The organism is Pseudomonas donghuensis (assembly GCF_000696345.2).
Taxonomy (GTDB): Bacteria; Pseudomonadota; Gammaproteobacteria; order Pseudomonadales; family Pseudomonadaceae; genus Aquipseudomonas; species Aquipseudomonas donghuensis.
Genome location: NZ_CP071706.1, coordinates 2,499,089 through 2,520,673, shown reverse-complemented (window position 1 = coordinate 2,520,673; position 21,585 = coordinate 2,499,089). Strand labels below are relative to the sequence as shown.

General features: G+C 65.6%; 19 protein-coding genes. 11 read left to right on the top strand and 8 right to left on the bottom strand.

Annotated features, from left to right (window positions below):
- Positions 1 to 121 precede the first annotated feature (121 nt).
- Positions 122 to 1,552 (top strand): MocR-like pyridoxine biosynthesis transcription factor PdxR, encoded by a 1,431-nt coding sequence (pdxR, locus tag BV82_RS11755; RefSeq protein WP_036996015.1) that lies wholly within the window; start codon positions 122 to 124, stop codon positions 1,550 to 1,552.
- A gap of 102 nt (positions 1,553 to 1,654) precedes the next feature.
- Positions 1,655 to 2,092, top strand: coding sequence for a carboxymuconolactone decarboxylase family protein (locus tag BV82_RS11750; protein WP_010221797.1), 438 nt, complete (start codon positions 1,655 to 1,657; stop codon positions 2,090 to 2,092).
- 36 nt (positions 2,093 to 2,128) lie between these two features.
- Here the strand turns inward: BV82_RS11750 and BV82_RS11745 are convergent, their stop codons facing one another.
- The 3 genes from BV82_RS11745 to BV82_RS11735 form a co-directional block, all read right to left on the bottom strand.
- A complete protein-coding gene (locus BV82_RS11745; protein ID WP_036996016.1) occupies positions 2,129 to 3,559 on the bottom strand; it encodes a short-chain fatty acid transporter in 1,431 nt (476 codons plus the stop codon).
- A 143-nt stretch (positions 3,560 to 3,702) separates the two neighbouring features.
- Entirely contained in the window at positions 3,703 to 4,359 is a 657-nt protein-coding gene (locus BV82_RS11740; protein ID WP_010221795.1) for a CoA transferase subunit B, read from the bottom strand.
- A gap of 29 nt (positions 4,360 to 4,388) precedes the next feature.
- Positions 4,389 to 5,087, bottom strand: coding sequence for a CoA transferase subunit A (locus BV82_RS11735; RefSeq protein WP_010221794.1), 699 nt, complete (start codon positions 5,085 to 5,087; stop codon positions 4,389 to 4,391).
- A 137-nt stretch (positions 5,088 to 5,224) separates the two neighbouring features.
- Between BV82_RS11735 and BV82_RS11730 the strand changes: the two genes are divergently transcribed.
- Positions 5,225 to 6,130 carry a LysR family transcriptional regulator gene (locus tag BV82_RS11730; RefSeq protein WP_010221793.1) on the top strand — a complete coding sequence of 302 codons (906 nt, stop codon included), beginning with the start codon at positions 5,225 to 5,227 and terminating at the stop codon, positions 6,128 to 6,130.
- Positions 6,118 to 6,945: an aldo/keto reductase gene (locus BV82_RS11725; protein ID WP_036996018.1), complete on the top strand. Its 828-nt coding sequence runs from the start codon at positions 6,118 to 6,120 to the stop codon at positions 6,943 to 6,945. Before BV82_RS11730 ends, BV82_RS11725 begins: the two co-directional genes overlap by 13 nt.
- Before the next feature lie 90 nt (positions 6,946 to 7,035).
- Here BV82_RS11725 and BV82_RS11720 read toward each other — a convergent pair whose 3' ends face one another.
- From BV82_RS11720 to lexA, 4 genes are read right to left on the bottom strand one after another with little or no spacing between them, the layout of a single operon-like run.
- Complete coding sequence (locus BV82_RS11720; protein ID WP_215444976.1) at positions 7,036 to 10,140, bottom strand: error-prone DNA polymerase; 3,105 nt, start codon at positions 10,138 to 10,140, stop codon at positions 7,036 to 7,038.
- Positions 10,116 to 11,531, bottom strand: coding sequence for a Y-family DNA polymerase (locus BV82_RS11715; protein WP_036996021.1), 1,416 nt, complete (start codon positions 11,529 to 11,531; stop codon positions 10,116 to 10,118). Before BV82_RS11715 ends, BV82_RS11720 begins: the two co-directional genes overlap by 25 nt.
- Before the next feature lie 6 nt (positions 11,532 to 11,537).
- Positions 11,538 to 12,155: a translesion DNA synthesis-associated protein ImuA gene (imuA, locus tag BV82_RS11710; RefSeq protein ID WP_010221789.1), complete on the bottom strand. Its 618-nt coding sequence runs from the start codon at positions 12,153 to 12,155 to the stop codon at positions 11,538 to 11,540.
- The gene (gene lexA / locus BV82_RS11705) at positions 12,155 to 12,772 is read right to left on the bottom strand and encodes a transcriptional repressor LexA (RefSeq protein ID WP_026001228.1); all 618 of its coding nucleotides are present in this window, start codon (positions 12,770 to 12,772) and stop codon (positions 12,155 to 12,157) included. Before lexA ends, imuA begins: the two co-directional genes overlap by 1 nt.
- A 77-nt stretch (positions 12,773 to 12,849) precedes the next feature.
- Here lexA and BV82_RS11700 point away from each other — a divergent pair, with 77 nt between their 5' ends.
- The 4 genes from BV82_RS11700 (at position 12,850) to BV82_RS11685 (ending at position 16,542) form a co-directional block, all read left to right on the top strand.
- Positions 12,850 to 13,506 (top strand): HAD family hydrolase, encoded by a 657-nt coding sequence (locus BV82_RS11700; RefSeq protein WP_036996022.1) that lies wholly within the window; start codon positions 12,850 to 12,852, stop codon positions 13,504 to 13,506.
- Positions 13,507 to 13,784: 278 nt separating this feature from the next.
- Entirely contained in the window at positions 13,785 to 14,504 is a 720-nt protein-coding gene (locus BV82_RS11695) for a DUF899 domain-containing protein (RefSeq protein ID WP_036996023.1), read from the top strand.
- Positions 14,505 to 14,605: 101 nt separating this feature from the next.
- A complete protein-coding gene (locus tag BV82_RS11690; protein ID WP_036996024.1) occupies positions 14,606 to 15,511 on the top strand; it encodes a hypothetical protein in 906 nt (301 codons plus the stop codon).
- A gap of 113 nt (positions 15,512 to 15,624) precedes the next feature.
- Entirely contained in the window at positions 15,625 to 16,542 is a 918-nt protein-coding gene (locus BV82_RS11685) for a bestrophin family protein (protein ID WP_010221784.1), read from the top strand.
- Here BV82_RS11685 and BV82_RS11680 read toward each other — a convergent pair.
- Positions 16,523 to 17,515: a bile acid:sodium symporter family protein gene (locus tag BV82_RS11680; protein ID WP_010221783.1), complete on the bottom strand. Its 993-nt coding sequence runs from the start codon at positions 17,513 to 17,515 to the stop codon at positions 16,523 to 16,525. The two genes, BV82_RS11685 and BV82_RS11680, sit on opposite strands and share 20 nt — an antisense overlap.
- 79 nt (positions 17,516 to 17,594) lie before the next feature.
- Between BV82_RS11680 and BV82_RS11675 the strand changes: the two genes are divergently transcribed.
- The 3 genes from BV82_RS11675 to BV82_RS11665 all read left to right on the top strand — a co-directional run bounded on the left by BV82_RS11675 (position 17,595) and on the right by BV82_RS11665 (position 21,551).
- The gene (locus BV82_RS11675) at positions 17,595 to 18,410 is read left to right on the top strand and encodes an AraC family transcriptional regulator (RefSeq protein WP_036996025.1); all 816 of its coding nucleotides are present in this window, start codon (positions 17,595 to 17,597) and stop codon (positions 18,408 to 18,410) included.
- Between the two features lie 81 nt (positions 18,411 to 18,491).
- Positions 18,492 to 18,887 (top strand): hypothetical protein, encoded by a 396-nt coding sequence (locus BV82_RS11670; protein WP_010221781.1) that lies wholly within the window; start codon positions 18,492 to 18,494, stop codon positions 18,885 to 18,887.
- Positions 18,888 to 18,890: 3 nt separating this feature from the next.
- The gene (locus BV82_RS11665) at positions 18,891 to 21,551 is read left to right on the top strand and encodes a DUF4132 domain-containing protein (protein ID WP_036996026.1); all 2,661 of its coding nucleotides are present in this window, start codon (positions 18,891 to 18,893) and stop codon (positions 21,549 to 21,551) included.
- The last annotated feature ends 34 nt before the right edge of the window (positions 21,552 to 21,585 follow it).

Sequence of the window (21,585 nt, the reverse complement as noted above, 5' to 3'; positions counted from 1 at the left end):
CCAGTTTCAGGTACTGCAGGTTGTGTTGCTGGCCGCGGGCATTGGCGTTGCGCCGGGGGATCAACGGCGCCGAATCAGGTAACCTGAGCAGCAGACAAACGCCTGCGGACGCCCCCCCACCATGGAACTCCATATCAGCCTGCAAGGCCGCAAGGGCCTGGCCGAGCAGCTTTACCAGCAGTTGCGCGACGGCATCGACAGCGGCCGCCTGGCCGCCGGCACACAACTGCCGCCCAGCCGCCTGCTGGCCGAACAACTGGGGGTGTCACGCAAGACCGTGGCCGAAGCCTATTCGCGCCTGACCTATGACAACCTGCTCTGCGGCCAGGTGGGCAAAGGCACCTTCATCACCCCGGCCACGACCCGCAGCCCCTCGCCTATCGCCAGCATCCCCCTGGCCAGCGCCGCGACCCTGGCCAAATGGCGAGCCCGCGCCAACCCGCTGGCGGACCTCAAACTGCCCACCCTGCGCTACGACTTCATCGGCGGCGCCTCAAGCAAGGTGCAGTTCCCCTTCGATGACTGGCGCCGCTGCAGCCAGTACGCCCTGCGCCAGATCCGCCACAGCAGCGCCCGCTACAGCGCCCATCAGGGCCTGCCAGAGTTGCGCGAGGCGATTGCCCGGCATATCGCCTTTGCTCGCGGCGTGCGCTGCAGCAGCCAGGATGTGCTGGTGTGCAACGGTGCCCAGCAAGCCCTGGACCTGATCGCCCGGGTGCTGATCGAGCCCGGTTGCCAGGTGGCCATGGAGGACCCCGGCTACACCCCGGCACGCCAGTTGTTTCTGGCCCAGGGTGCCGAACTGCAGTGTGTGCCGGTCGACGCCGAGGGCATGTGCGTCGAGCAGATCGCCCAAGGCACGCGGCTGATCTATGTCACCCCGTCACACCAGTTCCCGCTGGGCATGCCGATGAGCCCGGCGCGGCGCCAGGCCCTGCTGGAGCGCGCGGCACAGCTTGGCGCGATCATCATCGAGGACGACTACGACAGCGAGTTTCGCTATGAAGGGCGGCCCACCGACTCGTTGCAAAGCCTCGACCGTCATGGCCTGGTGGCCTATGTCGGGACCTTCTCCAAGACCCTGCTGCCAGAACTGCGCCTGGGTTACTGCATCGCCCCTCAAGCGCTGCGCGAAGCGCTTTGCATTGCCAAGCAACTGACCGACTGGCACACCCCGACCCTCAACCAATGGGCCCTGGCGCAGTTCATCAGCGAAGGCTCGTTGCAAAAGCACATCCGCCGTGTGCACGAGGTCTATGCCGCGCGCCGCGAACGCATCCTGGCACGTCTGTACGGCGACCTGGCGCCGTGGTTCGAGGTGGTGCCGGCCACTGCCGGTTATCACCTGAGCGCCCTGGCCAAGGGGGATCTGGATGTGGAATTTCTCATCAGCATGGCACGCAAGGTCGAGGTCGGCCTGTATTCACTGGCGCCCTTCCATGCCCGGGTACCGGTGCGCCAGGGCTTGTTGCTGGGCTTTGGCGCCATTGATCGGCTGGACATCGACCCGGCCCTGGACCGGTTGCGCGACGTCCTCGAGGCCCTGGGCTGATTGGCCTCCTGACAAAGGGCAAAATTGGCTATTCGAGCTGGCCCGGCCAGGCGCTAAGGTAGCGCCATCACCGCCTGTCGCGGACCTTACCGGAGAGCAACAATGAGCAACCGTATCGAATGGGCCAAACACGCCCCTGAGGCTTACAAGGCGATGGTCGGCCTGGAAATGGCCTTGGGCAAGTCGGGTCTTGAGAACTCGCTACTGGAGCTGGTGCGCCTGCGCGCCTCGCAGATCAACGGCTGCGCCTACTGCGTCAACCTGCACGCCAACGATGCCCGCAACAGCGGCGAAAGCGAAGCGCGCCTGCAGACCCTGAGCGTCTGGGACGAGACCGAATTCTTCACCCCGCGCGAACGGGCAGCGCTGGCCTGGGTCGAAAGCCTGACCCGCCTGCCCGACCAGCGCGCCCCGGAGCACCAGTACCGCGCCCTGCTCGAGCACTTCAGCGAAGCCGAAGTGGTCAACCTGACCCTGGCCATCGCCACCATCAACGCCTGGAACCGCTTTGGCGTCGGCTTTGCAATGATCCCAAGCTGATCTGTGTTTGGACACAGACTGTGGGAGCGGGCTCAATCAACCCGCCGGGGTCGGCATCACCGGCGGCGTGTACTGCAAGGTAGTGCCGAGGATCCACAGCAGGAACAGCACCAGCGGCACGTGCACCAGCAACTGCACGAACGAGAAGCCGATCAGGTCGCGGGCCTTGAGCCCCAGCACGCCCAACAGCGGCAGCATGTAGAACGGGTTGATCAGGTTCGGCAGCGCCTCGGCGGCGTTGTAGATCTGCACCGCCCAGCCCAGGTGGTACTGCAGGTCATTGGCCACCAGCATCACGTAGGGCGCTTCGATGATCCACTTGCCGCCACCCGACGGGATGAAGAACCCCAGCACAGCCGAGTACACGCCCATCAACAAGGCGTAGGTATCGTGGGTGGCGATCTGTACGAAGAAGGTCGAGATGTGGTGCGCCAGGCTTTGTGCATCGGCGCCCTGGACCTGGGTCAGGATCGCCGCGATCGAGCCGTACAGCGGGAACTGGATCAGCACCCCGGTGGTGGTCGGCACCGCCCGGGCCACTGCGTCGAGAAAGCTGCGCGGACGCCAGTGCAGCAAGGCGCCGGTCATGATGAACAGCAGGTTGTAAGTGTTCAGCCCGGAAATCGCAGTGATCGCAGGTTTGCTCGAGAATTCGTTGTACAGCCAGCCGGCTGCCAGCGCCACCAGCAACAGGATCAGGATCGGGCTGTATTCCAGCCACTCGCCCGGGCGGGTCCGCTGGGGCGGCGGCGGCGCCGAGAAGCTCGGGTCGACGCCACAGGCCTCGGCGCTGCGGGCGCTGCCCGGGCCGGGTGCGGTGGCATAGGCCACGACCAGCGAGACCACCACCAGGGCGGCGAGCATCACCCCCGATTGCCAGAGGAAGATGGTTTCGGTGAACGGGATCACCCCGGTGATCGCCAGGATCGATGGCGGCAGGCTGGCCGGGTTGGCCTGCAATTGCGCGGCCGAAGACGACAAGCCCAGGGCCCAGACCGCGCCCAGGCCCAGATAGGCGGCTGCACCGGCAGCACGGTAGTCCATGTTCAAATCGCTGCGGCGCGCCAGGGCACGGACCAGTAGGCCGCCGAACACCAGCGACAGGCCCCAGTTGAGCAAGGACGCGACCATCGAGATCAGCGCCACCCAGCACACCGCCGAGCGACCGTTCTTGGGAATTCGCGCCAGGCGGTCGATGAGCCTGACCGCAGGCGGCGAACTGGCCACCACATAACCACCGATGACCACGAAGGCCATTTGCATGGTGAACGGGATCAAGCTCCAGAAGCCGTCACCGAAGGCCTTGGCAGTGTCGGTGGGCTTGGCGCCCATGACGATGGCGGCGACCGCTACCAGCACCACGGCCAGCGCGGCGAACACCCAGGAGTCGGGGAACCAGCGTTCGGCCCAGTTCGAACAACGCAGGGCAAAGCGGGCGGAGCGGCTGTCTTGAATATCAGCGGCCACGGAAATTTCCTTTTATTGGCTTTATCGAAACGGCACAAGGCCCCATCGCTGGCAAACCACCCCCCACACGGTCGTCTCTACACCGAACCTGTGGGAGCTGGCTTGCCAGCGATGAGGCCAGCAAGGTCTACACGAAACTCAAATCAGAAGGTCATCTCTTTGACATCGTCCGCCACAATCAACTTGCCAGCGGTCTTCTCGATGATCTCTTCAACCGACACCCCCGGCGCGGTTTCGCGCAGGATGAAGGCGCCGTTTTCGATCTCAAGGTAAGCCAGGTCGGTCAGCACCTTGCGGATGCAACCGGCACCGGTCAGCGGCAGGCTGCAGCGCGGCAGCAGCTTGGACTCACCGTCCTTGGAGGCGTGGGTCATGGTGACGATGATGTTGTCGGCACCGGCCACCAGGTCCATCGCCCCGCCCATGCCCTTGACCAGCTTGCCGGGGATCATCCACGAGGCGATGTTGCCTTCCACGTCCACTTCAAAGGCGCCGAGCACGGTGAGGTCGACGTGACCGCCGCGGATCATGGCGAAGGACTCGGCCGAGTTGAAGATCGAGGCGCCCGTGCGGGCGGTCACGGTCTGTTTGCCGGCGTTGATCATGTCGGCGTCCAGTTGCCCTTCGGTTGGGAATTCACCCATGCCGAGCAAGCCGTTTTCCGATTGCAGCATCACGTCCATATCGGTCGGGACGTAGTTGGCCACCAGGGTCGGGATGCCAATGCCGAGGTTGACGTAGTAGCCGTCCTTGAGTTCGCGGGCTACGCGTTGTGCCATTTGTTCGCGGGTAAGTGCCATGGTCAGGATCTCTTTATTGTTCTATCGGGTCAGGCTTTGACGGTGCGTTTTTCGATACGCTTCTCGAACGTGCCGACGATGACCCGGTCGACATAGATGCCCGGGGTATGGATTTCGCTCGGCAACAGCACGCCCGGCTCGACGATCTCTTCGACCTCGACCACGGTGATCTTGCCGGCGGTGGCGGCCAGCGGATTGAAGTTCTGCGCGGTGTTGCGGTACACCACGTTGCCGTAGTGGTCGGCCTTCCAGCCCTTGACGATGGCGAAGTCACCGGTGATGGCTTCTTCGAGGATGTACTTGCGGCCGTTGAACTCGCGCACTTCCTTGCCGTCGGCCACCGGGGTGCCGTAGCCGGTGGCGGTGAAGAAGGCCGGGATCCCGGCGCCGCCGGCGCGCATCTTCTCGGCCAGGGTGCCTTGCGGGGTGAGTTCCACTTCCAGCTCGCCGCTGAGCAGCTGGCGCTCGAACTCGGCGTTCTCGCCCACGTAGGAGGCGACCATCTTGCGGATCTGGTGGTCTTCGAGCAGCACGCCCAGGCCAAAGCCATCGACACCGCAGTTGTTGGAAACCACGGTCAGGCCCTTGACGCCACGGCGCTTGATTTCGCCGATGAGGTTTTCCGGGATGCCGCACAGGCCGAAACCCCCAGCCAGTACCGTCATGTTGTCGGTTAGGCCTTCAAGAGCCTGTTCATAGGTTGCTACGCGCTTGTCCAGTCCGGCCATGCTGATCCGCCTTTTGTAGTTGTTGATCCGACAGGGGTGTCGGCGAGCGTTTGCGCCATCTTCACCCCTGGGCACTTATTTGTTAATTTTGTTTTTATGATCGTTTAATAAATTTTCCAAAACAATAGTCCAGTCCGATGAACGTCAAACAGTTGCGCGCTTTCGTTACCGTCGCCAAGTACCAGAGCTTTGCCCAGGCGGGCGAACGCCTGCACCTGTCGCAGCCGGCCTTGAGCCTGACCATCAAGGCCCTGGAGGACAACCTCGGCGGCGCCCTGCTCAGCCGCACGACCCGCAGCGTCAGCCTGACCCCGGAGGGCGAAGTGTTGCTACCCCTGGCCCGGCAACTGCTGGCCGACTGGGACAACACCGAAGAACTGCTGCGCCAGCGCTTTACCCTGCAGCTTGGACGGGTGGCGATTGCGGCCATGCCGGCCTTTGCCGGTAACCTGCTGCCAGCGGCGCTGAAGGTGTTTCGCCAGCGCTACCCACGGGTCAACGTCACCGTGCACGATGTGATCAACGAACAGGTGCTGGAGCTGGTCCGCCACCGACGCGTCGAACTGGGCATCGGTTTCGAGCCTGAAGCCAGCGAGCCACTGCGCTTCAAGCCGCTGTACCTGGACCGCTTCGTCGCCGTGGTACCGGCCGACTCGCCGCTGGCGCAACAGGCCCAGGTGAGCTGGCGCGAACTGCTGGCCGAAGACTTCATCGCCCTGCAACGCCCCTCGGCAGTGCGCTTGCTGCTCGAACAACACCTGGCCGCCGAACACGGCAAGCTGGCGGTGGCGTTCGAAAGCCACCAACTGTCGACCATTGGCCGTATGGTTGCCAACGGCTTGGGCGTGAGTGCCGTGCCGGCGCTGTGCATCGGCCAGATGCAGGAGCTGGGCGCGCGTTGCGTGCCGCTGGTGGAGCCGAGTATCGAACGGCGCATTGGCGTCACGATGTTGGCCGACCATAAACTCTCGGCAGCGGCCCAGGCGCTGCTGGACGTATTGCTTGAACATATCCGCCCACAGGAGGTGACATGCGTACCGTGAAACTTGCCGAACACAACGTCCCGGCCATCGGCCAGGGCACCTGGTACATGGGCGAGGACCCGGGCCGGCAGCCCGCCGAAGTCGCCGCCTTGCAGCACGGCATCGAGCTGGGCCTGAGCCTGATCGACACGGCCGAGATGTACGCCGAAGGGGGTGCGGAAAAGGTCGTCGGCAAGGCCATTGCCGGGCGCCGCGACAACGTGTTTCTGGTCAGCAAGGTGTACCCGCACAACGCCAGCCTCAAGGGTATTCCGGCAGCTTGCGAACGTAGCTTGCAACGCCTTGGCACCGATCATATCGACCTGTACCTGCTGCACTGGCGCGGCCAGTACCCGCTGGCGGAAACCGTCGAAGCCTTCGAGCGCTTGCGCGTCGAGGGCAAGATCGGCCGTTGGGGGGTGTCCAACTTCGATGTCGATGACCTGCGCGAGCTGTATCAGGTGAGCCGCGATTGCGCCGTCAACCAGGTGCTGTACAACCCGGCCCAGCGCGGCATCGAATACGACCTGCTGCCCTGGAGCCACAAGCGCCAGCTGCCGACCATGGCCTACTGCCCGCTGGCCCAGGCCGGTCGCTTGCTCAAGCACCCGACCCTGGCAGAGATTGCCGAGCGCCATGGCGCAACGCCGGCGCAGGTGAGCCTGGCCTGGGTGATTCGCCAGGACGGCGTGATCGCCATTCCCAAGGCGGTGAACCTTGAGCATGTGCGCCTGAACGCGGCGGCGGCTAACCTGGTACTCAGCCATGAAGACTTGCGGGCGATAGACCGGGCCTTTGCGCCGCCGACGCGCAAGCAGCATCTGTCGATGGTTTGAGGCGTTTCTGAGGGCCTCATCGCTGGCAAGCCAGCTCCCCACCGATCCCCTGTGGGGCGTTGCCGGCGATGGGCTGCGTAGCAGCCCCAATCAATGGAAATCCCGGCTCCGCACATCCAGCCCCTGCAACAGCGGACTCAGATCCTCCAGGCGCTGGGCAATCAGATGCCGCACCCCGCTCTCGCACTCCAGCCGCCCAGTCACCCGCATCAGTTGCGCGCCCACCAGCACCCGGCGCTGACGCTCGGCCAGGTCGCGCCAGACCACTACGTTGACGTTGCCGAACTCGTCTTCAAGGGTGACGAAAGTCACCCCGCTGGCCGTCCCCGGCCGCTGACGCCCGGTCACCAGCCCCGCCACGCTGACCCGGTCGCCGTGCCCAGCCTGCTCCAGCGCCTGCGCACTGCGACAGCCCAGGGCCGTGAGGCGGCGGCGCAACAAGGTCAGCGGGTGCGGGCCGAGGGTGGTGCCGACACTGGCGTAGTCGGCGAACATGTCCTCGCTCAGCGACGGCTGCGGTAAATCCACCGGGGCTTCCAGCGGTGCCTCGATGCCGGCGAACAACGGCAGTTGCGCCTGCACCGCCGCCACGCTCCAGCGCGCCCGGTAGCGGTCGCTGGCCAGGCCACGCAAGGCCCCGGCATCGGCCAGCAGCTCACGGGCGCGGGCATCCAGGTGCGCCCGTTGGCACAGGTCACTGACATCGCGCCAGCCGCGCTCGGCCCGGGCCTGCTCGATACGCTGGGCATCCTGCTGACGAAAGCCGCGCACCTGGCGCAGGCCCAGGCGAATGGCCAGGGCCTGCCCTGCCCCCGGCTCCAGGCTGCAGTCCCAGTCGCTGTGGCAGACATCCACCGGGCGGATCTCGATGCGGTGACGGCGGGCGTCCTGCAAGATCTGGTCGGGGCTGTAGAAGCCCATGGGCCAGCTGTTGATCAGCGCGCAGGCAAAGATCGCCGGCTCGTGGCACTTGAGCCAGCAGCTGGCGTAGGTCAGCAAGGCGAAGCTGGCGGCGTGGGATTCAGGAAAGCCATAACTGCCAAAGCCCTTGATCTGCTCGAAGATACGCTCGGCAAACTCTGCGCTGTAGCCGTTGTCGAGCATGCCCCGGGTCAACCGCTCGCGGTGCGGCTCAAGGCCACCGTGGCGCTTCCAGGCGGCCATGGCCCGGCGCAACTGGTCGGCCTCGCCCGCCGAGTAACCACCGGCGACCATCGCCAGCTCCATCACCTGTTCTTGGAACAACGGCACGCCGAGGGTGCGCTCGAAGACCTTCTGCAAGGCTTCGGACGGATAGTTCACCGGCTCAAGGCCCTGGCGCCTGCGCAGGTACGGGTGAACCATGTCGCCCTGGATCGGCCCGGGGCGAACGATCGCCACCTCGATCACCAGGTCGTAGAAGTTCTTCGGCTTGAGCCGCGGCAGCATGGCCATCTGCGCCCGCGACTCGATCTGGAACACGCCGACGGTGTCGGCGCGGCCGATCATTTCGTAGGTTGCCGTGCAGTCGGCCGGAATGCTGGCCAGGGTCAGCTGGCGGCCACGGTGGCGATACAGCAGGTCGAAACAGCGGCGCAAGGCGCTGAGCATGCCCAGGGCGAGGATATCGACCTTGAGCAGGCCGACCAGGTCGAGGTCGTCCTTGTCCCACTGGATCACCGTGCGATCTTCCATGGCGGCGTTTTCCACCGGCACCAGGCTGTCCAGCGGCTGCTCGGAAATCACGAAACCGCCCGGGTGCTGGGACAGGTGGCGGGGAAAGCCGATCAGCTCGCCGGTCAACGCCAATACCCGGCGCAGCAGCGGGCTGTCGGGGTCGAAACCGGCTTCGCGCAGTTGCTCGGGCGGCGGCAAGCGGTCGCTCCAGCGCCCGCAGCAATCGGCCAGGGCGTTGATCTGCTGCGCCGGCAAGCCCAGCACCCGGGCGATATCGCGCACCGCACCAGCGGCATGGTAGGTGCTGGCCACCGCGGTGAGCGCCGCGCGGTGGCGGCCATAGCGGCGGAACACATACTGCAGCACCTCTTCGCGGCGCTCGTGCTCGAAGTCGACGTCGATGTCTGGCGGCTCGTCGCGCTCGCGGGACAAGAAGCGCTCGAACAGCAGGTGGCTTTTCAACGGGTCCAGTTCGGTAATGCCGAGCACGTAACACACCACCGAGTTGGCCGCCGAGCCGCGCCCCTGGCAGAGAATGCCCTGGCCCCGGGCGAAGTTGACGATGTCATGGACGGTGAGGAAGTAGCTTTCGTAGTTGAGCTCGGCAATCAGTTCCAGCTCATGCTCAAGGGACTGGCGTGCCTTGTCGCCGATACCTGCGGGCCAACGCCAGCGCTGGCCCTGCTCGCACAGATGACGCAGCCAGGCGCTGGCCGTCTGGCCTTCGGGGACCAGTTCGCGGGGGTACTGGTAGCGCAACTGGCCAAGGTCGAAACGGCAACGCGCGGCAATGCGCAGGCTTTCCTCAAGCAATGCCGGCGGATACAGCTCGGCCAGTTGCGCCAGCGGGCGCAGGTGCCGCTCGCCATTGGCGAACAGGCGCTGCCCGGCCTCGGCAACGCTGCAGTGGTGGCGGATGGCAGTCATGCTGTCCTGCAGGGCGCGGCGGCCACGGGCATGCATGTGCACATCGCCGCTGGCCACCGCGGCGATGCCGAGGCTGGCGGCCAGGCCCAGCAGCTGTTGCAGGCGCCGCGGGTCATCCGGGCCACGGTGCAGCTCGACCGCCAGCCACAGCCGCTGGGCGAACACTTCGCGCAACCAGCGGCCGGTGGCCAGGTCATCCTCGGCGGCATCCGGCAGCCACAGCGCCAGCAGGCCCTCCAGGGGCTTGTCGAAATCTTCGCGCAGCAACTGGTACTCGCCCTTCTTCGCCCGTCGCCGGCCCAAGGTGATGAGCTTGCACAGGTGCTGGTAACCGCTGAGGTTCTCCGCCAGCAGCACCAGCTTGGGGCCGTCGTGCAGGCGCACTTCGCTGCCGACGATCAGCGCCAGGCCCGTCGCCCTGGCCGCCTGCCAGGCGCGGACGATACCGGCCAGGGTGCACTCGTCGGTGATCGCCAGCGCCTGGTAGCCATGCTGGCGGGCGCGCTGGAACAGCTCCTGGGCACTGGAGGCGCCACGCTGGAAGCTGAAGTTGGACAGGCAGTGCAGCTCGGCATAACCCGGCGTGCTCATGCGAACCAGCCCTGCAGCCACAACGGGCCGTCTTCACCGAGGGTGCGGTAGGCCCAGCCCTGCAAGCCGCTGGCGGTACGCACCCGGTAGTAGTCGCGGCGCACATCGCCGCCGTCCCACCAGCCGGACTCGATGCGCTCGGCGCCGGTCAGCAACTGCACGCCGATGCCGGGCAAGGCCTGGGGCTCGACCAGCAGCCAGCCCGGACGCGGCGCACTCGACACTGGCGGCGCCTGACGCGGCCCGTTGCCGCTGTGCCAGGCGCATTCCGGGCGGTGATCGGCCTGGGCCGTGAGGCCGCGCACCGCCTCGTCGCCAAGCCGTGCACGCAGGCGTTCGCGCAGTTGCTCCCAGGGCTGGTTCTGCTGCGGGCGTGGGTCGAACAATTCGCTACGTTGCGGCACGAAGGCCGGCAGGTCTTCGGCCAGCAGGCGCAGGTTGCGCACCGGCGCGGCAATTTGCAGTTGCTCAAGGCGGCCACGGGCCAGTTCGAACAGCAGCGAAGGGTCGCGCTCGGCCGCCAGCAGGCCGACCGGCACACACGTATCGGGCCCTTCGGCATGTTCCAGGTGCAGGGCAAAACGCTGCACGCCACTGTCACGCCCGGCAAGGAAGGCGGCAAGGTCGTTGATCAAGCGGCGCAGGGGGAACAGCAAGGCCTGATGGGATTCGACATCGAAGTTCAGCTCCAGGCGCGCATCGAAACGGTCCGGCGGCACATAGAATCCCAGGGCCATGGGCCGCCGCCCGAGCAGGCGGTCCAGGTGCAGTTGCACCGGCGCGGCAAAGCGCCGGGCCAGGGCATCACGGGGCAAGGCCAGGACCTGGCCGAGCTGGCGCAGGCCCATGCGGGCAAAGGCGCTGGCGGCCTCGGCGGGCAAGCCGACACGGTCGATGGGCATCTGCTCCAGCGCCGCGCGGGTTTGCTGCGGGCACTCCAGGGCCAGGCCGTCGTGAACATTGGCGAGCATGCGCGCCGCCACCGGGTTGCTGGCCAGGACAATACGGTGACGAAAACCCAGGGCCCTCAGCTCGGCACGCAGCCGCGCTTCAAAGGCCGGCCAGGGCCCGAACAGGCCGAGGCTGGATTCGACTTCGAGCAACAGCACCCGCGGGTAATGCAGGCTGACCTGGGAGCTGAAGCGGTAGGCCCAGGCGGCCAGAAACTGCTGCCACTGCTCGATGGCCGCCGGGTCGTGCTCGACACAGGTAAAACTGCCGGCCAGGGCCTGGGCGGTGGTCAGCGACTGCCCGGCGCGCAGGCCCAAAGCGGCCGCCGGTGGATTGACCGCCTGCAAGACCCGGCGCTGGGCCGGGCCGCTGAGCAGCACCAGCGGCGTATCGGCGTCGTCGCGGGCGCGCAGTGCCGCGTCGAGTGCCAACTGCGGCAGCAGGATACAGGCCCAGAGCATGATCCATCAGCCTCGCCCGGGGCAGGCAATCGGCGTGGCCGGGGCCAGGCCGCCGCGGCACTTGAGCACTCGCCACTGGGCCGGCAGGGCATCGACGGCAATGCGCAGTGCCGCCGGTGACGGGTTGAGCGCAGCCTGTTGCGGGCGACAGGCAAAGGCCAGGGTCTGGCCGCTTTCGGCAGCGACCTGCAAGCGGCGCAAGGCGCGGTCATCCGCTTTATGCGGCCAGCACAGCACGGCGCCGCAACTGCCCGAGCGCAAACACTGCTCGGCGGCCCAGAGCACCTCGCTTGGCCCCGCCTGGACCACCGCCAACCACTGCAGATCGACCCCTGCCGCCTGCCAGGCCGGTGGGTAGGGAATGAACGGCGGGGTAATCAGTACCACCCGCTCGCCGGCCTGGGTCAGGCGCGCCAGGCTCGGCCACAGCAGTTGCAGCTCGCCACAGCCTTCTGCCGCCAGCAGCAGTTCGGTCAGTGCCCCGGCCGGCCAGCCGCCACCGGGCAGCGCCGCGTCCAGGGCGGCATGACCGGTGGGCTGCAGGCCCTGGGGCAAGGCCTGCGGCCGGCCCTTCCAGACCCGTTGCTGGTCGAGCAGGCCGTCGAGGCTGACCACCGCGCCCATCAGCCGCGCCTCACCAGGCCGCAGAACACCCCTTCGATGACGAAGTCGTGCTCCGGGCCAACCTCGATGGGGGCATACGCCGGGTTGCGCGGCAGCAGACGGTAATGCCCGCCGGCGCGTTCAAAGCGCTTGATGGTCACCTCGCCGTCCAGGCGCGCGACGATGATCTGCCCGTCACGGGCGTCGGCCTGCTGCTTGATGCCGACCAGGTCGCCATCGAGGATGCCGTCGTCGATCATCGAGTCGCCCCGCACCTTGAGCAGGTAGTCGGGGGAGCGGCTGAACAGGTGTGAATCGAGCATCAGTTGCTCGTGGATATCCACGTCCGGGCCGATCGGCCGGCCAGCGGCGACCTGACCGAGCACCGGGATCTCCAGCACCTCGGGGCGGCGCAAGACGCCGGCCAGGCGAATGCCACGGGCCTGGTTGGGCGTGACCGCGATGAAGCCGGCCTCGGTCAGCGCCTGGATATGCTTGCGCGCGACACTGCGCGAGGCAAAACCGAAGGCCGTGGCGATGTCGGCCAGGCTCGGCGGCTGAGCCTGATCGGCGATGCGCTGACGAATGAAGTCGAGGATAGCGCGGCGTTTGGGCGATAGTGTATTCATGGAGTACATTTGTACTCTTTTCCTACGTATCTGACCAGCCCCGCTGATCCGGTTATCATGGCCGGCCACCGCAGCGGAAGCCGACCATGCTTGATGCCCTGTTGTTCGACCTCGACGGTACCCTGACCGATACCGACAAACTCCACCTGCTGGCCATGCAACAGCTGTTGCTCGAAGAAGGCCGGGTGTTCACCGAAGCGGAGTTCGATGCCCACGTCAGCGGCCGGGCCAATGCCGACCTGTGCCGTTACCTGTTCCCGGACCGGCCGGTGAGCGAGCACCAGCTATTTGCCGACCGCAAGGAGGCGCGTTTTCGCGCCCTGTCACCGACCTTGCAGCCCACCGCCGGCCTGCTGCGCCTGCTCGAACATGCCGAGCACCGGCGCATCGGCGTTGCCGTGGTCACCAACGCGCCGCGGGCCAACGCCGTGCACATGCTCGACGCCATGGGCCTGAATGAACGCTTTGCACATGTACTGGTGGCCGAAGAGCTGGCCCGGGCCAAGCCCGACCCGCTGCCCTACCTCACCGGCCTTGAGCGCCTGCAGGCACGGGCGGCGCATTCGCTGGCGTTCGAGGATTCGCTGCCGGGGGTGAAGGCGGCCAGTGGCGCGGGGATCTTCACCGTCGGGCTGTCGACCAGCCAGCGGCCTGAAGCCTTGCTTGAGGCCGGTGCGCAGCTGGTGGTGAAGGATTTTGAGGATGAGCGCTTGTGGGCGTTGATCGGGCGGATGTCCGGCTGAAAGTGGGAGCGGGCCTTGCCCCGCGATCGAGCGCGAAGCGGTCGTAATCCGGGCACCACTTGATGAGTTGGCTGTACTGGCCTCATCGCGGGTCAAGCCCGCTCCCACAGTGGGTCTGTGGGGGCTTAAAGCCAGCCACAAAGGGTTGATGCAAAACCTGTGGGAGCGGGCTTGACCCGCGATGAATTCACCACCGTTCATCAGCCCTGCACTCACCCCTGTCGAATCCCCCACCCGACAATCGACCATGAGTACATTCCCCCAGCGGAGCCGTACCCATGGACAACTATCAAAACCCCCAGGTGGTCTCGCGCAGCGAATGGCTCAGCGCCCGCCGCCAGCTGTTGCTGCATGAAAAGGCCCTGACCCACCAACGCGATGAACTGAGCAAAGCCCGCCGCGCCCTGCCCTGGGTACGGGTCGAACAGGACTACCGCTTCGAAGGCCCCGAGGGCCGCCTGAACCTCGCCGAGCTGTTCGCCGGCCGCAGCCAGCTGCTGGTCTACCACTTCATGTTCGGCGAAGACTGGGAGGAAGGCTGCCCCGGCTGTTCGTTCCTGGCCGACCACTTCGACGGCGCCAACCTGCACCTGGCCCATCACGATGTGTCGCTGGTGGCAGTATCCCGTGCACCGTACGCCCAGTTCCAGGCGTTCAGGCAACGCATGGGCTGGAAGTTTCCCTGGGTCTCGTCGCATGCCAGCAGCTTCAACCAGGACTTCGGCGTCGGCGGCAAGGGCAGCGATCAGTACAACTACGCGCCGTATTCGGGCGAGGAAACCGAGCTGCCGGGCCTCAGCGTGTTCTACCGCGATGCCGACGGCATGCTGTTTCATACCTACTCAAGCTTTGCCCGCGGCCTGGACATTCTGGTCGGCACCTATAACTTCCTCGACCTGATGCCCAAGGGCCGCAACGAGGAAGGCACCATGGACTGGGTGCGCCACCATGACCGTTACGAAGACGTCGCCCAACCACCCCACTGCTGCCATGAATAGCCGCGGCACCTGGTATTTTTGCCAGTAGCCAGCACGCCCTGGCGGTGCTCGAATGCACCGAGGCCTGTCGACCGACAGGCACCACCCCGGAGGCAGGGCGTATGGAACTGTTTATCGATCACACCGATTTCGAATCCAGCAATGACCCATGGAATGGCTGGCGGAAAGGCCCCAACGGCCAGACCCTGGCGGTGACCTCCGACGGCGCCAACCACTGGGCGCACTTCGAAGACTTTGCCGGTAACCTGTTGGGCAGGGTGATCAGTAAGGAACTGACAGGCCTTGTGCCCGACACCGACTATCATCTGTCGATGCGGGTAAAACGCAACGGCAACAGCTCCAAGACCCCTCACCTGTCATTTGAGCTGGATGGCATCCCCCTCGAGGGCAAGTTTGCCGTCACCGCACCTGAATGGCAGATCCTTCGCTGGCAGTTCCGCGCCCGCGAACATTCCCACGCTATCGAACTGATCGGTCGTGACGATACCGGCAACGGCAGTGACCATGGCGCGGATTTCAGCTTCGACGATATCCGGATATACCCAGTTACCATCACCGAAAACCTCGATGGCCAGCCTGCACAAACGATTTCCCAGGGTGAGGAAATTCAACTGCTACGCAAGACCATGACCATCAAGCTCCTCGAAGATCCTCTGGGCATCAAAGCCTTCATCGAACCGACAGCCGCAGAACCCGGAATGCGAGAAGGCCCAGCCATCACACTTCAACGCCAACAGCACCATCAGCCGAACAATCCGCAAAAACTGCAGATCACTCCTGTGCTCCCTTGCTCCGAGCTGAAGTTCTTCTGGACCTGGAAGCAATTTCCTGGTGAGGTCGAGTTCTATGGGCTGCATGGCAACCTGCTGGCCACTTTGTCATACACCGGAGAGCCCAGGGATCATGAGGTGAAATACAACGCTCCAGACGGCGAACAGATTGCCTGGATCGTGGTCATCTGCCGAGACTACGCCTACCTCGACAACTTCACCTTAACAACGGCCTAGCCTGCCCAGGTGAGTTGCTAGGCTCCTCACCTTCTGCAGCGCCTAGCTACCGCAGGCGCCTTTGCCTTACAGTGGCGCGGATATTTTCGCGCCACTGCCAAGGCTTGCCTCGCATGATCATCCAGCCGCAAAAACCCTCCATCCGCGTCCTGCTGTTCTCGCTCAAGGGCTCGATCATCCCGGCCATCTGGCGCAAGGTGCTGTACACCGTACTGATCAGCTCGGCGGTGGTGGCCACCCACGGTACCCTGTTCGAGTACAAGGTAATCCTCACTGCCACGCCCTTCACCCTCTGGGGCCTGACCCTGGCGATCTTCCTCGGTTTTCGCAACACCGTGGCCTACCAGCGCTTCTGGGAAGCGCGCACGCTGTGGGGCGAGCTGCTGATCGTCAGCCGCAACCTGACCCGCCAGACCCTCAGCCTGCTGCCCGACCTCGACGCCAGCCAACGCCGTGCCCTGCTCGACCCGCTGATCGCCTTCGCCTACGTGCTGCGCGACCAGTTGCGCGGCAGCCCGGCCAGTGCCGATCGCCAGCGCCTGCTCGACACGTCGACACGCACTGCCCTGGCCAGCAGCGATGCGCCCGCCAGCCGCCTGCTTGGCGTGCTCGGTCAGCGCTTCATGGCCCAGGCCCGCGACGCCGGTGCCGGCGAGGTGATCCAGGCCAACCTCGATCAGCAGCTCAACCGGCTGTCGTACGTGCTGGGCGGCTGCGAGCGGATCAAGAACACGCCCATCCCCTACCCCTACATCCTCATGTTGCACCGCATCGTCCACGTCTACTGCTTTTTGCTGCCGTTCTGCCTGGTCGACAGCATCGGCTGGTTCACGCCCTTTGCCGTGTGCGTGCTGGCCTACACCTTCTTCGGCCTGGATGCCCTGGGCGACCAGATTGCAGACCCGTTCGACACCCAGCCCAACGACCTGGCCCTGGATGCCATGTGTCGCAACCTGGAAATCGCCGTGCGCGAGCTCGAAGGCGCAGCGGCGCCGGCGCAATTGCAACCGGTCAAAGGGGTTCTGTTGTAAGCGCAGGCTCGTCGCTGCGCGCGGCATAGCGCTGGGCCAACACTGCACAGACCATCAACTGGAGCTGGTGAAACAGCATCAAGGGCAAGATCATCGCGCCAATGCCACCGCCCACGAACAGCACCTGGGCCATCGGCACGCCGGTGGCCATGCTCTTTTTCGAGCCGGCAAACAGGATCGTGATGCGGTCTTCGAGGTTGAAGCCCAGCCAGCGCCCCAGCGCGCTGGTCAGCCACAGCACCACGGCCAGCAGCAGGCAGCAGACCAGCGCCAGGCCCAGCAACCGCGACGGCGGTACCGCATGCCACAGGCCGCTGACCAGCGCATCGCTGAAGGCGGTGTAGACCACCAGCAGAATCGAGCCCTGGTCGACGCGCTTCAACCAGCGTGCATTGCGCGCTACCCAGCTGCCGATCCAGCGCCGCGCCAGTTGCCCGGCCACGAACGGCACCAGCAGTTGCGCAACGATCTTCAGCACTGCATCCAGGCTCGAGCCGCTGTCACCTTCGACGTCCATCAGCAGCACCACCAGCAACGGCGTCAGTACGATGCCCAGCAGGCTCGACGCGGCCGCGCTGCAGATCGCCGCCGGCACGTTGCCGCGGGCCAGCGAGGTAAAGGCGATGGCCGACTGCACCGTGGCCGGCAAGGCGCACAGGTACAGCACGCCCAGGTACAGCTCATCGCCCACCAGCGGCAGGAACAAGGGCTTGAACAGCATGCCCAGCAACGGGAACATCACGAAGGTGCAGGCAAATACCAGCAGGTGCAGGCGCCAATGCCCGGCACCGGCGGCGACCGCCTCGCGCGACAACTTGGCGCCATGCAAAAAGAACAGCAGGCCGATGGCGAGGTTGGTCAGCCAGCCGAACACCACGGCGCCACTGCCTTCGCAGGGCAACAGGGTGGCAATGAGGATGACCCCGAGCAACGCCAGGGTGAAATTGTCGAACAGCATCCGCAGGTACTTCATGGCCGCTCCCAGCTTGTTATTGTGGCGCTGCAGACGTTAAGGTCTTTGCCCGACTTTCACTAACGCCAGCGCCCCGCCAGTGTCGCCAAAAGGACAACCGCCCGCCTTCACCCCACAGTCGCTGGAACAGCTGACGGCACTGCCGCGCCCGGTGTATGGCCACGTGCAGGCGCTGCCCAACGTGGTGCTCGGCTACCGCCATGCCCATCCATGGGGGCAGTTGTCCTATGCCATTCGCGGGGTGCTGGAGGTGCACAGCGACCAGGGTTTCTACCTGGTGCCGCCACAGCGGGCGGTGTGGGTGCCGGCGCAGGTCCAGCACCGGGTCAGCTGCGCCGAGGACACCTGCCTGCGCAGCCTTTACCTGGAGCAGGCGCCGGCAGGCTGGAGCGATCCGCAGTGCCGGGTGATCGCGGTCAATCCGCTGTTGCGCGAGCTGATCCGGACCTTCAGCGAACTGCCGGTGGAATACGACACTGCGGGCCCGGACGGGCGCCTGGCGCAGGTGCTGCTCGATCAACTGGGGCACGCCGAACAACAACAGTTGATGCTGCCGCTGCCGCTTGACCATGACCTGCGCGCACTGTGCCGCCACCTGCAGGCACATCCCGATTCGCCTACCGGGCTGACCGCCTGGGCGCAGCAGGCCGGCGTGTCGGAGAAAACCCTGAGCCGCCGCCTTCAACGTGAAACCGGCTTGAGCTTTCGCCTCTGGCGCCAGCGCACGCGCCTGCTCAGCGCCCTGCCCGCCCTTGAGCGCGGCGAGCGGGTCACCGACGTGGCCCTGGCCTGCGGCTATGAGTCGCTATCGGCGTTTATTGCCGCCTTCGGCAAGCAGTTCGGCCTGCCGCCGGGTGAGTTCTTTCGCGCGCGAATCAGCAGCAGCGAACACTAAGCGCCTGCGCATCGAAATCCCCGAGCCAGCCTGATACCCTTGCGCCCATCCGTTTTGCCTCTTGCCAGAAAAGGAGTTCCCATGGCAACGCTCACCGTCCGCGACGAGTCGGTTTCGGGCGAAGTCTTCGACGATTTCGCCCTGCACTTTGCCACCGACACCATCACCGTGCGCCAGTTGATCCGCGAGCGGGTTCACCAGGAAGTCCAGCTGCGCAACAACGACACCGGCCACAGCCGGCGCCAGCGCCTGGTCAGCCCCGAGCCGCTGGAAGCCGCGCTCAACGGTGAGCCTCCCATCGAGCGTGCGAACATCGACTGGCGCAAGCAGGTCGACATCGCCTGCGACGCCTTCGCGCGCAATGGCTTTTTCATCCTCCTCGACGAACGTCAGGCCGAAAGCCTCGACGAAGTCCTGACCATCCGTCACGACAGCGTGGTCAATTTCATCAAACTGACCCCACTGGTAGGAGGCTGAACCATGGCCCTGGAACAACTTCAGGCGTTTCGCCACGACCGCCCGCAAACCGAGCTGGGCCCGGTCGAGCACATCGGCCCGGACGGCTACCCGCTGCTGGCCGGCTCCGAACTGCGCCACGAGCATGAGCTGATCGGCGAGTTGCTACCGCTGCTGCAGAAGATCCACGGTCGCCCCGATGCCATGGTCTTTGCCTTGAGCAAACTGCCGGCAGTCATGGCCCTGAGCCCCGACCCGGCGTTTCGCACGCGCCTGGTGCTGGCGCTGATCGAACGGGTGGTGGCCTACAACGGTGAACTGAGCACGGCCAGTGCAGGCCATGCCTTTTCCCATGTCTTCGACTACGGCGTACTGCCAGCGTTGATGACCTGGCTGATGGAGAACGGCGCCGATGTCGGGCAACTGGCCGAGCCGGTGCTGCAATGGTTTACCAGCTACCGCTTTGCCTATTACGGCACCCTGCCGACCCTGACCGTGACTGACTGGGTCATCGCGCAAAACTACAAACAAATGCCCGACGACCTGCGCGACCTGCTGATCATGCTGCGCAGCCAGTGCGCTGACCTCGGTCACTACGGCAACTTTGGCGAACAGCTGATGGCCAAGCTCGACCCGCTGCTGGGCAACGGCGCCTGGCAGGTACTGGCGCCCTGCGAACACTGGACTCAATTGGCCCTGGAAGACCTCGAGCAATTCAGCCCCGAGGTGCGCGAAGACTGGTTGGCGCTGTTGCGTCAGGCCGCTGCGGCGACCTCGGCGCGACCGTCGGCGAAGTGGCTGAAGAACGCCAAGGCGCTGCTGCACAAGGTCGGTGAAGGCGCACTGCGCGAGGCCCTGCTGCGCTGGTTTGCGCGGGTCGATGCCGGGCGCTGCGGCGCACTGCTCAACGTTGGCTGGGAAAGCAGCGATGACCGCGCGCGCATGCACGATGGCAACGCCACGGTGCTGCGCGGTCTGCTGTGGATGAGCGCGCCGCTGGCCGACAGCGAACTGACCCGGGCCATCGCCCGCCTGGCCCTGAGCGCCTACCGCAAGGTGCGCGGCATCGGCCCGCGGGCACCGAAGGTCGGCAACGCGGCGGTGTTCGCCCTGTCCTCGATCCCCAGCAGCGAAGCGGTCGGGCAACTGGCCCTGCTCAAGGTACGGGTCAAGTTCGGCACGGCGCAAAAGGAAATCGAAAAAGCCTTCACCAGCGCCGCCCAGGCCCTGCAGTTGCCGCGTGACCAGATCGAAGAACTCGGCGTGCCGACCTACGGCCTGGAACAGGTCGGCCTGCGCCGCGAAAGTTTCGATGATGGCGCGCTTGTCGCCGAGCTTAAAGTCGATGGCAAGAGCGCCACCCTGAGCTGGTTGCGCGCCGACGGCACACCGCAGAAATCGGTGCCGGCCAAGGTCAAGGCTCAATACAAGGAAGAGCTCAAGGAACTGCAAGGTGCGCTCAAGGACATCGGCGCCATGTTGCCGGCCCAGGCCGAGCGCCTGGACAGCCTGTTCCTGCTGGAAAAGCACTGGCCGTTCGGCCAATGGCAGGAGCGCTACCTCGACCACCCGTTGATCGGCACCCTGGCGCGGCGGCTGATCTGGGTGATCAGCGAAGCCGGCCAGCAGCACGCCGTGGTGTTCACCGAGGGCGAACTGCAAAGCCTCGATGGCAACACCGTTACCCCGTCCAGCGAGGCCGAAGTACGCCTCTGGCATCCGATCGGCCGCCCGCTGGATGAGGTCCTCGCCTGGCGCGAGCGTATCGAAGCGCTGCAGATCACCCAGCCGTTCAAGCAGGCCCACCGCGAGGTCTACCTGCTGACCGAAGCCGAGCGCAACACCGCCACCTACTCCAACCGCTTCGCCGCGCACATTCTGCGTCAGCACCAGTTCCACGCCCTGGCCGCCGCCCGCGGCTGGCGCAACAAGCTGCGGCTGATGGTCGACGACAGCTATCCGCCGGCCACCCGCGAGCTGCCGGCCTGGGGCTTGCGTGCCGAGTTCTGGATCGAGGGCGTGGGTGACGACTATGGCGTCGACACCAACGAAGCCGGCGCCTTCCTGCGCCTGAGCACCGACCAGGTACGCTTCTACGCCATCGATGCCGCGCAACGCAGCGCCCATGCCGGTGGCGGCGGCTATGCCGTGAACCGCTGGGACAACGCCGACGATGCCGCGCCCTTGCCACTGGAGCAGGTCCCGGCGCTGGTGCTCAGCGAAGTGATGCGCGATGTCGACCTGTTCGTCGGCGTCGCCTCGCTGGCCAACGACCCGCTGTGGGCCGACGGCGGGCCGGACGGCCGCTACCGCGATTACTGGCACAACCATTCGTTCGGCGAACTGGGCGCCACCGCGCAAACGCGCAAGCAGCTGCTGGAAAAACTGCTGCCGCGCATGACCCGGCTCAAAGACAAATGGGCCCTGCACGGGCGCTTCCTCGAAGTCACCGGCAAGCTGCGCAGCTACAAGATCCATCTGGGCTCGGGCAACATCCTCATGCTGCCAAACGATCAGTACCTGTGCATCGTCCCCGACGCCAAGGCGCGTCAGCAGACCACGCCGCAGTACCTGCCGTTCGAGGGCGACGCCCTGCTGTCGATCATCCTCTCCAAGGCCCTGCTGTTGATTGACGACGACAAGATCAGCGACCCGACCATCACCCGCCAGCTGGCCTTGAAGTAGATTGTCTGTTCGCCGCTGGCCCACCGGCGGCGCT